The sequence below is a fragment of the Thalassiella azotivora genome (assembly GCF_054781695.1).
Map to the genome: position 1 here is coordinate 121,209 of NZ_BAAGTX010000003.1, position 13,101 is coordinate 134,309.

10 protein-coding genes and 1 tRNA gene are annotated in these 13,101 nt (G+C 75.5%); 2 read left to right on the forward strand and 9 right to left on the reverse strand.

Annotation, left to right across the window (positions count from 1 at the left end; all coding sequences use genetic code 11):
- Positions 1-103: 103 nt before the first annotated feature.
- Positions 104-1,084, forward strand: coding sequence for a universal stress protein (locus ACYVQV_RS03335; RefSeq protein WP_461021837.1), 981 nt, complete (start codon positions 104-106; stop codon positions 1,082-1,084).
- A 382-nt stretch (positions 1,085-1,466) separates the two neighbouring features.
- On the forward strand, positions 1,467-2,516 hold the full coding sequence (locus ACYVQV_RS03340; protein ID WP_461021838.1) for a universal stress protein: 1,050 nt from the start codon (positions 1,467-1,469) through the stop codon (positions 2,514-2,516).
- Positions 2,517-2,614: 98 nt separating this feature from the next.
- On the opposite strand, the gene ACYVQV_RS03345 is transcribed toward ACYVQV_RS03340, so the two are convergent.
- The 9 genes from ACYVQV_RS03345 to dusB form a co-directional block, all read right to left on the reverse strand.
- A complete protein-coding gene (locus tag ACYVQV_RS03345; protein WP_461021839.1) occupies positions 2,615-3,991 on the reverse strand; it encodes a hypothetical protein in 1,377 nt (458 codons plus the stop codon).
- 209 nt (positions 3,992-4,200) lie between these two features.
- Positions 4,201-5,574, reverse strand: coding sequence for a hypothetical protein (locus ACYVQV_RS03350; RefSeq protein ID WP_461021840.1), 1,374 nt, complete (start codon positions 5,572-5,574; stop codon positions 4,201-4,203).
- Positions 5,575-5,758: 184 nt separating this feature from the next.
- Positions 5,759-7,126 (reverse strand): hypothetical protein, encoded by a 1,368-nt coding sequence (locus ACYVQV_RS03355; protein WP_461021841.1) that lies wholly within the window; start codon positions 7,124-7,126, stop codon positions 5,759-5,761.
- Positions 7,127-7,277: 151 nt separating this feature from the next.
- Positions 7,278-7,350, reverse strand: a tRNA-Asn gene (locus tag ACYVQV_RS03360).
- Positions 7,351-7,423: 73 nt separating this feature from the next.
- Positions 7,424-7,981, reverse strand: a complete 558-nt coding sequence (locus tag ACYVQV_RS03365) for a hypothetical protein (RefSeq protein WP_461021842.1) — start codon at positions 7,979-7,981, stop codon at positions 7,424-7,426.
- A gap of 24 nt (positions 7,982-8,005) precedes the next feature.
- Positions 8,006-9,958 carry a DNA primase gene (gene dnaG / locus ACYVQV_RS03370; protein ID WP_461021843.1) on the reverse strand — a complete coding sequence of 651 codons (1,953 nt, stop codon included), beginning with the start codon at positions 9,956-9,958 and terminating at the stop codon, positions 8,006-8,008.
- Positions 9,959-9,978: 20 nt separating this feature from the next.
- Positions 9,979-11,277 carry a deoxyguanosinetriphosphate triphosphohydrolase gene (locus ACYVQV_RS03375; protein WP_461021844.1) on the reverse strand — a complete coding sequence of 433 codons (1,299 nt, stop codon included), beginning with the start codon at positions 11,275-11,277 and terminating at the stop codon, positions 9,979-9,981.
- On the reverse strand, positions 11,274-11,891 hold the full coding sequence (locus tag ACYVQV_RS03380) for a YdcF family protein (RefSeq protein ID WP_461021845.1): 618 nt from the start codon (positions 11,889-11,891) through the stop codon (positions 11,274-11,276). Before ACYVQV_RS03380 ends, ACYVQV_RS03375 begins: the two co-directional genes overlap by 4 nt.
- The gene (gene dusB / locus ACYVQV_RS03385) at positions 11,888-13,051 is read right to left on the reverse strand and encodes a tRNA dihydrouridine synthase DusB (RefSeq protein ID WP_461021931.1); all 1,164 of its coding nucleotides are present in this window, start codon (positions 13,049-13,051) and stop codon (positions 11,888-11,890) included. The genes ACYVQV_RS03380 and dusB overlap by 4 nt, the downstream gene beginning before the upstream one ends.
- Positions 13,052-13,101 lie beyond the last annotated feature (50 nt).

Here is a 13,101-nt window from a genome sequence, read left to right on the forward strand (position 1 = left end):
GTGCCGCCGGCCGCGCCCGCGTGGCGGGACCTTCGCCCGTACCGGCCGCCGGACGCGGCGCGGAGGCTGGTGGGACGAGGGGGACGGTCGAGAGGAGCCCGACATGAGCACCACGAGCAGCGGCACCCGCCCGGCGGCCGCGCCGGCGCAGCACCGCGCCACCGACCCCGTGCCCGACTACCCGTCCGCCCCCGAACGAGGCGCGCTGCTCGCCGCACCCCGTCCGGCCCCGGGGACCGGACGCGTCGTCGTCGGCGACGACCGCACCCACCACAGCCGCCGGGCCGTGGAGTTCGCGGTGCGCGAGGCGGAGCTGCGCGGCGAGGCCCTCACGCTCCTCACCGTCGTCACGCAGCCGTTCGACGCCTCCCGTGAGGTGGCGGCGCAGCGCCGTGAGCACGGTGAGCTCCTCGCCCAGGCACGGGCGCACGTCGACGCGGTCGCGCACGGCCTGCGTACCACCCACCCGCGCCTGCGCGTGGACGCGGTGGTCCTCGTCGACCCCCGGCCCGCCGACCTGGCGGCGCTCCTGGAGGGCACCGGGCTGCTCGTCGTCGGGGCCCGGGGTGCGCACGGCCCGCGGGCCTTCGGCCTGGAGTCCACCAGCCGCAGCATCCTCGGTCGCGTCGGTGTCCCCGTCACGGTGGTCCCGGACGACGGTCACGAGCCGGCCGAGCCGGCGGACCAGCCAGTGGTCGTCGCGGGTGTCCCCGACGGGCCGCTCGGCGTGGAGGTGCTGCGGCACGCCGCCGCGGAGGCGCGGCTGCGCGACGGCAGGCTGCGCGTGGTGCACTCTTTCGCGCCCGAGACGTCGGGTGGCCGCGACCTGGCGGCCGCACGCAGCGTGGTCTCCCACGCGCTGCGCGCCGCGGGCACGGACCCGTGCCTGCCGGTGTCCCGGATCCTGACGTCGGAGCCGGCCGCCGCGGCGATCGCCCGGCACGCGGACGGCGCGGACCTCGTCGTCGTCGGCTCGCGGGGACGGCTCGCCCTCGCCGGCCTGACCAGCGACTCGGTGAGCCGGTCGGTGCTCGACGCGGCGGGGTGCCCGGTGCAGGTCGTCCTGGCCGGCGACCCGGGCTGACGGGCTGCCGACCCGGACCGGCGGACCGCCGGGTGGTCCGCGGCGCATGGTGCGTGGCGGGGGTCTCACTCCCCAGGGCGAGGGGTCGGGCGCGGCGCCTATGCTCGTCGCGCACGGGTCGAGCCGCCGCACCGAGGGGTCCACCTGTGCCGTCCGCGAACCGACCGACCGACCCGAGCCGGCCCCCGGCGCACCGGCCGTCCCCTGCAGGGACCGGTCCTGGGGGCGGGCCCTGCGCCGAGCACCTCTTCCAACCCGGCCACGCCGCGGCGGCCACCCACGCCCGGGTACGGGGCTGGCCCTCGGTGTACGTCGCGGTGTGCGTGCTGTGCGGCGCCTCCGTCGACCTGCTCGCCGCGTCACCTCCCGCGCCGGCGCCTCCATGAACGGTGATGAGGAGCCCCCCGCCGGGACCTTCGCCCCTCGCGGCCGCGCGACCGGCCGACGAGGCTGGGAGCGGACGCCGGACCTGCACCGGCGCTCGGGGACGGAGGGCGTGATGGACGTCGACGGGACGGTCGTCGTGGGTTACGACGGCTCCAGCAGCTCGCAGGAGGCGGTGGTCTGGGCCGCGCGGGAGGCGGTGCGCCGGGCCCGGCCGCTCGCGGTCGTGTACGCACTGGACTACGCCCGGTTGGCGGTCGCGGGGGCCGGGGCGATGGCGTGGTTCCCCGGCGTGCTGGAGGACTCCGCGCAGGACGTGGCCGCCGAGGGCGTCGACGTGGCGCGGAAGGTCGAGCCGTCCGTCGACGTGCGCCCGGTCGCCCACCTGGGCGGGGCGACGACGGCCCTGGTGGAGGCGTCGCGGACCGCTCACCTGGTGGTGCTGGCCACCCGCGGTCACGGTCGCGTGGTCGGGGGGCTGCTCGGGTCGGTGGCCTTCGCGGTGACCTCGCACGCACGGTGTCCTGTGGTCGTCGTCCGCGGTGAGACCGAACCCGTCGGACCCGGTCGGCCGGTGGTCGTCGGCGTCGACGGCAGTCCCGCTGCGCAGGCGGCGCTCGAGCACGCCGCACAGGCCGCCGCGGCCGCGGACGCGCCACTGAGGGTGGTCGCCGCGTGGTCCGCGGCACCGGCCCACGACTGGGAGACCACGTACTGGGCCCGGGCCTTCCCCGGCCAGGACCCGGAGGACGTCGTCCGGCGCGCGGCGTTGACCCACCTCGCGGAGGCGCGCGACGCCGTGACGCACGGCCACCCCGAGCTGGACGTCACGACCGACGACGTGGAGGGCGCGCCCTCCGAGGTCCTGACCCGCGCCTCGGAGGGCGCGGGCCTGGTCGTCGTCGGGGCGCGTGGGCGAGGAGGGGCGGCCAGCCTGCTGCTCGGGTCCGTGAGCCGGGGCCTCGTGCACGCGGCGCACTGCCCGGTGCAGGTCGTGCACGTGCCGGCACGGGCCACGACCGAGGTCACGACCGAGGCCACGGCCTGAGTCGACGCACGGCGACGGAACGCCGACGGCCCCTCACCTGCTGGTGCAGGTGAGGGGCCGCTCGGCGTTCTCGTGCTGACGGGGTCCGTGCGGTCAGGTCACTCGAACCAGCCGAACACGTCGACGAGGACGTGCGTGCTCCCCTCGGCGTTGAACACCGAGAACCCGTTCTGCGTGCTGTTCGTCCGGGCGACCGTGGCGTTCGGCCGCGTCTCCCCGCGGTTGAGGTTGAGGGTCGACGACCCCGGGACTCCTGGCTCCGGGGACACGCCGAGCCACGTCGTCGCGGTGGCGTCCACCCCCGTCACGTTGGCGACCACGGCCCGGGCCCCCGGAGCAACGGCGTCGGTGGGGACGGCGCGGTACGTCCAGCCGTCCAGCGCACCACCGGCGCCGCCCACGCCGCTGCGCGTGTCGAGCACCCGCGAGGGAGCAGACGGGGTGAACCGGTACCCGTCCCACTCGGTGTCTTGCGCGTCGTACCAGCCGAGCACGTCGACCACGATGTCCGTCCAGCCGTTGGAGTTGTAGACGCCCATCACCAGCACGCCGTGCTCGTCCGTACCCACCGGGACGACGGCGAGGTTGGGGGTGCTCTGCCAGGCCGCGAAGTTGATGTTGGACACCTCACCGGTGCCGGACGGTCCGATCAAGCTGACGTAACCGTCCGCGGTCGGGTTCACCGCCGTGACGTTGACGACTACGGACGTCGCCCGCGCGGTGTCGACGCCTGAGACCTCCACGGGGACGAGCCAGGCCTCGTTCGACTCCCACGCCTGACCCCCCAGGCGGCTGTCGTACGCGCGCGTGGGCTCGATCGGGTGGTAACCGCCACCGAGCGCACCGTCCGCGGTCGCGTAGTAGCCCTGGACGTCCACCAGCAGGTGGGCCGACCCGGCCGCGTTGAACAGCGAGACGCTGCCCCGCTCCCCCAGAGCCACGGTGACCAGGTTCGCCCGGTTCTCACCACCGCGCAGGTTGAGGTTGGACGTCGCGGGACGCGGCGCCCCGGTCGGCCACGCCGCCACCCACGTCGGAGCGGTCGTCTCGACCGCGGTGACGTTCAGAACGACCGCCGACACCCCCGTCGTCGGCACCCCCGCGCGGCCCGCGACGAGGAGGTCGATGCTGCTGCCGCCAGCAAGTGGGCCGCGACGCGCCCCGAGGCCGGAGCGCGTGTCGAGCAACCGGTCGGGCTTGACCGCGTGGAACGTCCCCTCGTTGCCGTCGAAGGCGGCCGACGCCCCCGCCTCGGCAGGTGCCTGCGTCCCTTGGCCGAGCGACGGTGCCCCGGACAGCGCAGGCGGCGGGGCCAGCTCGCCGTCACTGCGGCGCGGGTGGTCGGGAGTCGTCAGGGGAGCGGACGCAGTGACCGCGGGGCCGGACGCACCGGCGGCCAGGGAGGGAACCGGGACGAGGGCCCCGGCGACGGTCAACGTGGCGGCGGTGAGAACGGTCGCGATCTTGGGCTTCACGCCGCGCATCATGGCGCACCCGACCGACACCGTGACGGGTGTTTCCGCAGAACGTGACGCGGACACGACGCAGCGGCGACGCACCGTGGCCATGTGCTCGCGGAGCGTGCCGGAACGGCGACGGCCCCTCACCCGCTGGTGCAGGTGAGGGGCCGTCCGGCACTCTCCGGGGGCACCCTTGGGAGCGGCGACTGCCAGGTCAGGTCAGGTCACTCGAACCAGCCGAACACGTCGACGAGGACGTGCGTGCTCCCCTCGGCGTTGAACACCGAGAACCCGCTCTGCCCGCTGTTCGTCCGGACCACCGTGGCGTTCGGCCGCGTCTCCCCACGGCTCAGGTTCAACGTCGACGACCCGGGGACACCCCACTCCGGCGACACCCCGAGCCACGTCGTCGCCGAGGCGTCCACCCCGGTCACGTTGGCGACCACGGCCCTGGCGTTCGGAGCCACGGCACTCGTGGGGGCCGTGCGGTACGTCCAGCCGCCCAGGGCGCCACCGCCGATGCCGGTGCGGGTGTCCAGGACCCGCGAGGGAGCCGACGGCGTGAACCGGTACCCGTCCCACTCCGTGTCCTGCGCGTCGTACCAGCCGAGCACGTCGACCACGATGTCCGTCCAGCCGTTGGAGTTGTAGACGCCCATCACCAGCACGCCGTCTGCGTCGGTACCCACCGGGACGACGGCGAGGTTCGGGGTGTCCTTCCGCGCCGTGAAGTTGATGTTGGACACCTCACCGGAGCCGGACGGTCCGAACAGACCCACGTAACCGTCCGCGGTCGGGTTCACCGCCGTGACGTTGACGACCACGGACGTCGCCCGCGCGACGTCGAGACCCGGGACCTCCACAGCGACGAGGTAGGCCTTGTTCGGGTCCCATGCCTCGCCCCAGGGGCGGCTGTCGTACGCGCGCGTGGGCTCGATCGGGTGGTAGCCACCACCGAGCGCGCCGTCCGCTGTGGCGTAGTAGCCCTGGACGTCGACCAGCAGGTGGGCCGACCCGGCGGCGTTGAACAGCGAGATGCTGCCGCGCTCCCCCAGAGCCACGGTCACCAGGTTCGCCCGGTTCTCACCACCACCCCGCAGGTTCAGGTTGGACGTCGCCGGACGCGGGGCCCCGGTGGGCCACGCCGCCACCCACGTGGGAACGGTCGTCTCGACCGCGGTGACGTTGACCACGACCGCCGACACTCCCGTCGTCGGCACACCCGCACGACCCGCGACGAGGAGGTCGATGCTGCTGCCGCCGGGCAGGGCGCCGCGACGCGCCCCGAGGCCGGAACGCGTGTCGAGCAGCCGGTCGGGCTTGACCGCGTGGAACGTCCCCTCGTTACCTTCGAAGGCGGCCGACGCCGCCGCCTCAGCAGGTGCCGGCGCTCCGTCGCCGACCGACGGTGCCCCGGACAGCGCAGGCGGCGGGGCCAGCTCGCCGTCACCGCGGCGCGGGTGGTCTGGAGTCGCCAGGGGGGCGGTCGCGGTGACCGCGGGGCCGGACTGGCCGGCGGCCAGGGAGGGGACGGGGACGAGGGCCCCGGCGAGGGTCAACGTGGCGGCGGTGAGAACGGCCGCGATCTTGGGCTTCACGCCGCGCATCATGGCGTACCCGGCCGACACCGTGACGGGTGTTTCCGCGGGACGTGACGCGGGCGCGACGCATCGTCGCCAAACGGTCGCGCAGCGTGCCGGAACGGCGACGGCCCCTCACCCGCTGGCGCAGGTGAGGGGCCGTGCGGTCCTCCTCGTGCTGACGGGGTGCCGCCCCGTCAGGTCACTCGAACCAGCCGAACACGTCGACGAGGACGTGCGTGCTCCCCTCGGCGTTGAACACGGAGAACCCGTTCTGCGTGCTGTTCGTCCGCGCGACCGTGGCGTTCGGCCGCGTCTCCCCGCGGCTGAGGTTCAGCGTCGAGGACCCGGGCACACCCCACTCCGGCGACACCCCCAGCCACGTCGTCGCCGAGGCGTCCACCCCGGTGACGTTGGCGACCACAGCCTTGGCGTTGGGAGCCACGGCGCTCGTCGGGACCGTGCGGTACGTCCAGCCGCCCAGGGCACCACCGCCCCCACCGACACCGGTCCGGGTGTCCAGCACCCGGGCAGGAGACGAGGGCGTGAACCGGAAGCCGTCCACGTCGCTGTCCTGCGCGTCGTACCACCCCAGGACGTCGATGACGACGTCCGTGATGCCGTTGGAGTTGAAGACACCGATGCTCAACGTCCCGTCCACCTCCACCCCGACCTCGACGACGGCGACGTTCGGGGTGGTCTGGCCGGCGCGGAAGTTGACGTTGGAGACCTCACCGGAACCGGTCGGGCCGTACAGGGACAGGTAGCCGTCCGCGGTCGGGTTCACCGCCGTCACGTTGACGACCACGGAGGTCACGCGCGACGCGTCGATGCCAGGCACCTCGACGGGAGCGAGCCAGTCGCCACCTGGCTCCCACGCCTCGCCCCAGGGGCGGCTGTCGTACGAGCGCGTCGGCTCGATCGGGTGGTAGCCGCCGCCGAGGGCGCCGTCGGCCGCCGCGTAGTAGCCCTGCACGTCCACCAGGAGGTGCGCCGAGCCGGCCGCGTTGAACAGCGAGATGCTGCCGCCCGCACCCAGGGCCACGGTGACCAGGTTCGCGCGGTTCTCGCCCCCGCCCCGCAGGTTCAGGTTGGACGTCGCGGGCCGCGGAGCGCCGGTCGGCCACGCCGCCACCCACGTGGGAGCGGTGGTGCCGACCGCGGTGACGTTGACGACGACCGCCGACACCCCCGTCGTCGGAACCCCCGCACGGCCCGCCACGAGCAGGTCGACGGTCCCGCCGGCGGGGACCGCGGCCTTCGGGGCACCGAGGCCCAGCCGGGTGTCGAGCAGCCGCTCGGGCACCAACGGGTGGAACGTCCCCGCGTTGCCGTCCACGGCAGCCTGGGGCTCCGAACCGGTTGGGGACTGCTGGGCAGCGGACGAGGTCGCACCGGACAGCGCCGGGGCCGGGGCCAGCTCGCCCTGGCCGCGCTGCGGCTCGGAGACGGTCAGGGCGGAGGGCGCGACCGTGCGGTCGGCTCCCGCCGCCAGGGAGGGGACGGGGACGAGGGCCCCCGCGATGGTCAGGGTGGCGGCGGTGAGCACGGCCGCGGTCTTGGGCTTCACGGTTCGAATGATGCGGCACACCCCCGACGCTGTGACGACCGTTCGCCCACGATGTGACGCGACCGGGCCCCGCGTTCACCCGCCCGGCAGCTGGCCGGGGCCCGGACGGACGACGGCCCCCCACCTGGTGCAGGTGAGGGGCCGTCAGGTGCTCCCGCGACTGGACTCGAACCAGTAACCGTCCGATTAACAGTCGGATGCTCTGCCAATTGAGCTACGCGGGAAGGACGCACCCCGTCAGGGGGCGGTGGAATCGTAGCAAAGCGGCAGGTGTGGTCCGTCCACCCCGTCCCCCGCTCAGGTCAGCGGACCCACCTGGTCCTCGAGCACCGCACGGCCCTGCGCGACCGCCGCCGCGACGTCCGGGGCGTCCAGGTCGGTGCCCCGGTCGGGCAGCACCTGCAGCACGAGGGCGTCACCCACCCTGCGCGCGACGAGCCGCGCGCCGCCGCGACCGGCGACCTCGACCCGGTGCGTCGCCACGACCGTCGCGTCCACCCGTTCGCGGACCACCTGCAGCCACCGTCGCGTCGCGGGCGCGGCCGGCCGCTCCGGCCGGACCCAGGTGGTGCGACCGCCGACCCAGACCACCGCCAGGACGCCGTCGACGTCGTCCCAGGCCGCCGTGTCGACGTCCGACCAGGGGCGGTCCAGCACGGCACCGTCCGCGCCGACCAGCGCGAACCCGCGGTCCGTCCCCACGGCCCACCCGCCCTCGGCGGTGGGGCTCGCCGCCAGCACCCGCTCCCGGCGCCCCAGCGCGAGGGCCACCAGGACCTCACCCGGCGGGCCGCCCGCCTCGCCCCGCACCAACCGGCGCAGCCGACCACCCCAGCCCCGCCGACCCGTCGGCACCGCGTCACCGTCACCCACCGTCGGTCACTCCTGCCGCAGCGCCCGGCGCTGCTGCTCGAGGGCCTGCAGCTCGGCGAGGATCGCCGCCTGGTCGGCGTCCTGCGCGCGCTGCAGCCGTGAGTGCAGCGCGGCCTTCGCCCGACCGATCTGCACCTCCCGCAGCGCGGTGACGATGGACGCGGCGTAGCGGGCCAGGCCGACGTCCGTGGGCGTCGCCGGCAGCGGCGCGACGGCGAGCTCCGTGATCAGCCCGGACAGCACGGTGGGCGTCTGCTCGCGGACCCGCTCGGCCCAGGACGGGTCGGGCGAGGACGGCGGCGGGCCGGCGACCGTGACGGCGTCGAAGACCGCCCGGTACGCGGCCGCCGTGAACGTCTCCGCGTCCAGCATCGAGAGCTCACCGGCCGGGACGAGGTGCGGCACCTGCAGCACGACCTCCAGGACCTGGCGCTCGGTGCGCCTCACCGGGTCTCGGGGGTCCGGACGGCGGTACCCCGGCGGGGGTGGCGACGTCACCTCCGCCGTGGCGGAGCCGGGCTCACCGGGCCCGCGGGCCGCCGGCCCGCCCGGGGCCCCCGCGGCTGCCCCGGCCGGTCGGGGGGCGTCCGGCTGGCGCTGCCGCGGTGGCGTCTGCGCGGGCTTCACGCCGGCCTTCAGCGCCCGCGCGACGGTGGAGCGCACCTCGTCCACGTCCATCCCGAGCCAGCCCGCGAGCTGACGGGAGTACTCTGGCCGCAACGAGCTGTCGCGGATCTGCGCCACGACCGGGGCCGCGGCCCGCAGCGCCTGGACCCGGCCCTCCGCCGTGTCGAGGTCGAAGCGGGCCAGCGTGGAGCGGATCGCGAACTCGAACAGCGGCTGGCGGGTCGCCACCAGCTCCTGGACGGCGTCCGGCCCCTTCGCCTGCCGCAGGTCGCACGGGTCCAGGCCGTTCGGCTCCACGGCCACGAACGTCTGGGCGACGAACCGCTGGTCCTCCTCGAACGCCCGCAGCGCGGCCTTCTGGCCCGCCTCGTCCCCGTCGAAGGTGAACACCACCTCGCCGGAGTAGGCGTCGTCGTCCACGAGCAGCCGGCGCACCACCTTGATGTGGTCGGTGCCGAACGCGGTGCCGCACGTGGCCACGGCGGTCGGCACCCCGGACAGGTGGCAGGCCATCACGTCGGTGTACCCCTCGACCACGACGACCTGCTTGCGCCGGGCGATCTCCCGCTTGGCCAGGTCGATCCCGTAGAGCACCTGGGACTTGCGGTACAGCGGGGTCTCTGGCGTGTTGAGGTACTTGGGGCCCTGGTCCTCCTCGAGCAGCCTGCGGGCGCCGAAGCCGACCGTGGCGCCGGTGATGTCGCGGATCGGCCAGACCAGCCGCCCGCGGAAACGGTCGTACGGCCCGCGCCCGGAGCCCTGGCTGAGCAGCCCGGAGGTGACCAGCTCGACGTCGGTGAACCCCCGGCCACGCAGGTGGCGGTGCAGGGCGTCCCACCCCTGCGGGGCGAAACCCACCCCGAACTGCTCGGCGGCCTGCCGGTCGAACCCCCGCTCGGCCAGGAACCGGCGGCCGACCTGCGCCTGCGGTGACGCCAGCTGCTCGCGGAAGAAGTCCTCCGCGGCCCGGTGGGCGTCCAGCAGCCGCTGGCGGCGGCCGGTGTCCTCGGAGCGGGCGGGACCGCCGTCCTCGTAGCGCAGCTGGACCCCGACCCGGCCGGCGAGCCGCTCGACCGCCTCGGTGAAGGTCAGGTGGTCGACCTTCTGCAGGAACGAGATGACGTCGCCGCCCTCGCCGCAGCCGAAGCAGTGGAAGAAGCCCACCTGCGGGCGGACGTGGAACGAGGGCGTCCGCTCGTCGTGGAACGGGCAGAGCCCCTTCATGGAGCCGACCCCGGCGGACTTGAGCGTGACGTGCTCGCCGACGACCTCCTCGATCCGGGCGCGCTCGCGGACGGCGTCCACGTCCTCGCGTCGGATCCGGCCTGCCACGAGCGGAGTCTAGGTGCCGCTCAGCCCCCGGCGCGGCGCGGCCTGCACAGCCGCCGGTGCCACGCCACGGCGCTGGCGTCGGTGAGCACCGACACCTGGTCGACGACCGTCCGGAGCCGGGCGGCGTCGTCGTCGGCCTCGGCGGCGGCGCGCAGGTCCGCGGCGTACGCGGGCTCCAGGGCAGCCGGACCGGCCTCCACCAGCGCCCCCGTCAGCTCGGTGACGACGGCCCGCTGCCGCTCGTACACGCGGCGGCGCCCGTGCGCCCGCATCACGAAGACGGCGGCCGTCGCCTTCAGGACGGCGATCTCGGCCAGCGTCCCGGACGGGACGACGACGTCGGCGGCGTGCCGCCGCAGCGGCCCGGGCCCGAACGCCTCCCTGGTCGCCAGCTCCGCCGCCGCGCAGAACCGCCCGATGAGCTGGCTGGTCATGTCCTTGAGCGCGGCCAGGCCCGCCCGCCCGCCGTCGAAGCCGTGCACCCAGTACGGGGTGGCGCGCAGCCGCTCCAGCGCCGTGTCCAGGTCCGCCTCCCCCAGCCGCGGCGCGTACCCGACCGCGGCGGTGCGCAGCACCTGCTCGCGGGGGCCGTCCCGCCCGAGCAGCCCGGGGTCGAGCCAGCCGCCGACGACGGCGTCCTCGACGTCGTGGACGCTGTACGCCACGTCGTCGGCGAGGTCCATCACCTGCGCCTCGAACGACCGGCGCGCGGACGGCGCCCCCTCGCGCAGCCAGCGGAACACCTCGAGGTCGCCGTCGTAGACCCCGAACTTCGCCCCGCCGTCCGGGGCCTCGCCGCGGCGCCACGGGTACTTGGTCGCGGCGTCCAGGCTGGCGCGGGTGAGGTTCAGCCCGGCGGGTCGCTGCGGCGGCCCGGGGTCCACCACCTTCGGCTCGAGGCGCGTCAGCAGCCGCAGCGTCTGGGCGTTGCCCTCGAACCCCCCGATCCCCGCGGCGACCTCGTCGAGGACCCGCTCGCCGTGGTGGCCGAACGGCGGGTGCCCCAGGTCGTGGGCCAGGCAGGCGGCGTCCACGACGTCCGGGTCGCAGCCGAACGCGGCGGCCAGCTCCCGGCCAACCTGCGCCACCTCCAGGCTGTGGGTCAGCCGGGTGCGGGCGAAGTCGTCGGTGCCCGGGCCGACGACCTGGGTCTTGGCACCGAGCCGCCGCAGCGCCGAGGAGTGCAGGACGCGGGCCCGGTCGCGGGCGAAGTCACCGCGTCCGGGCCGCTTGCGCGGCTCGGTCACCCAGCGCTCGCGGTCGGCCGGGCCGTACCCGTCCCCGGCCGGCGCCGCCGCCTGGTCGGGAGGCACGCTCACGTCGTCACCCGCAGCCAGATCCAGTGCAGGTAGGCGGCCGTCTCCCGCGCGGTGTACGTGACCGTGGACCAGCCGCCCGCCGTGGACGGCCCGCTGGTGGTGGGCGAGCTCACCGCGTCGACCCCCTGGTGGCGCAGCATCTCCGTCGAGCGCAGCGAGTGCCATGGGTCGGTGACCACGACCGCGGTCTCCCACCCGCGGTCGCGCATCTCCGCGGCGGCCGCCCACAGGCTGCCGCGGGTGTCGACGCCGCGCGCCACGACGACCACCGCGTCCTGCGGGACACCGCGGTCGACCAGCCAGTCGCGCCCCGCCTCCGCCTCGGTGAACTCCTCCCCCGGCTGCCCCCCGCCGGTGGTGACCACGGCCGGGGCGACCCCCTGCTCGTACAGCGCCAGGGCGTGCTCCAGCCGCGGTTCGAGGTACGGGCCCGGCCGGCCGTTGAACTGCGCGGCACCCAGGACGACGATCGCGTCGCTGGGTCGGCGGTCGTCCTCGTCGGAGTGGGCCAGGACGCGCGCGGCGGTCACGGCGACCAGGGCGACGACCCCCAGGACGACGAGGAGCAGCGCGGCCCGCAGCAACCGGAGCACACCCACGGGACCCGCGCTCACCCGCCGCTCACCGACAGCTCGGCCTCGCGCACGGCGTCCAGCGACGCGCCGGTGAGCTCGCGGCCGTCCAGCCACCCGTCCGGCAGGGCGACCCGCTTGGCGGCCGCGGTGCGACCGCGCGGGCCCTCCGCGGCCTCCCCCGGCCACGGCTCGTCCGGGTCGAGGTCGGCCACCAGGGCGTCCAGGGCGGCGAGGTCGGTGACGGTCGCCAGGCCCGTCCGCACCCGATGCCCCACCGGGTACCCCTTGAGGTACCACGCGACGTGCTTGCGGATGTCCCGGCAGGCGCGCAGCTCGTCGCCGTAGTGGTCGGTCAGCAGCTCGGCGTGCCGTCGCATCGTCGCGACGGCGAAGCCGAGCGGCGGGCGGACCCGCTCCGGCCGCCCCTCGAAGGCCGCGGTCAGGTCCGCGAACAGCCAGGGCCGTCCGAGGCAGCCGCGTCCCACGACGACACCGTCGCACCCGGTCTTGGTGACCATGGCCACGGCGTCCTCCGCCGACCACACGTCGCCGTTGCCGAGCACCGGGACGTCGGCGGGCAGCGCGTCGCGCAGCCGGCTGACCGCGTCCCAGTCAGCGGTGCCCGAGTAGAACTGCGCCGCCGTGCGCGCGTGCAGCGCGACCGCGGCGGCTCCCTCCTCGACGGCCGAGCGGCCGGCGTCCAGGTAGGTCAGGTGCTCGTCGTCGACCCCCTTGCGCATCTTCACCGTGACGGGCACACCGGCGGGCTCGGCCGCGCGCACCGCGGCGCGGACGATGGCGGTGAACAGGTCCGACTTCCACGGCAGCGCGGCCCCGCCGCCCTTGCGGGTGACCTTCGCGACCGGGCAGCCGAAGTTCAGGTCGACGTGGTCGGCGTGGTCCTCCTGCACGAGCAGGCGGACGGCGGCACCGACGGTCGCCGGGTCGACGCCGTACAGCTGCACGCTGCGCGGGGACTCGTCCGGGTCGTGCCGGATCAGCCGCATCGACTCCGGCGTCCGCTCGACGAGCGCGCGGGAGGTGACCATCTCGCTGACGTAGACCCCGCCGGGACCGAATCCGCGGCAGAGGGCCCGGAAGGCCTGGTTGGTGATGCCGGCCATCGGCGCCAGCACCACGGGCGAGGGCACCGTGTGCGGGCCGATGCGCAGCGGGGGCAGGGTCGGGGGCACGGGCACAGTCTTTCGCACCCGCCCCCCGCTCCCAACCCGCGGGCGGGCCGGGCCCC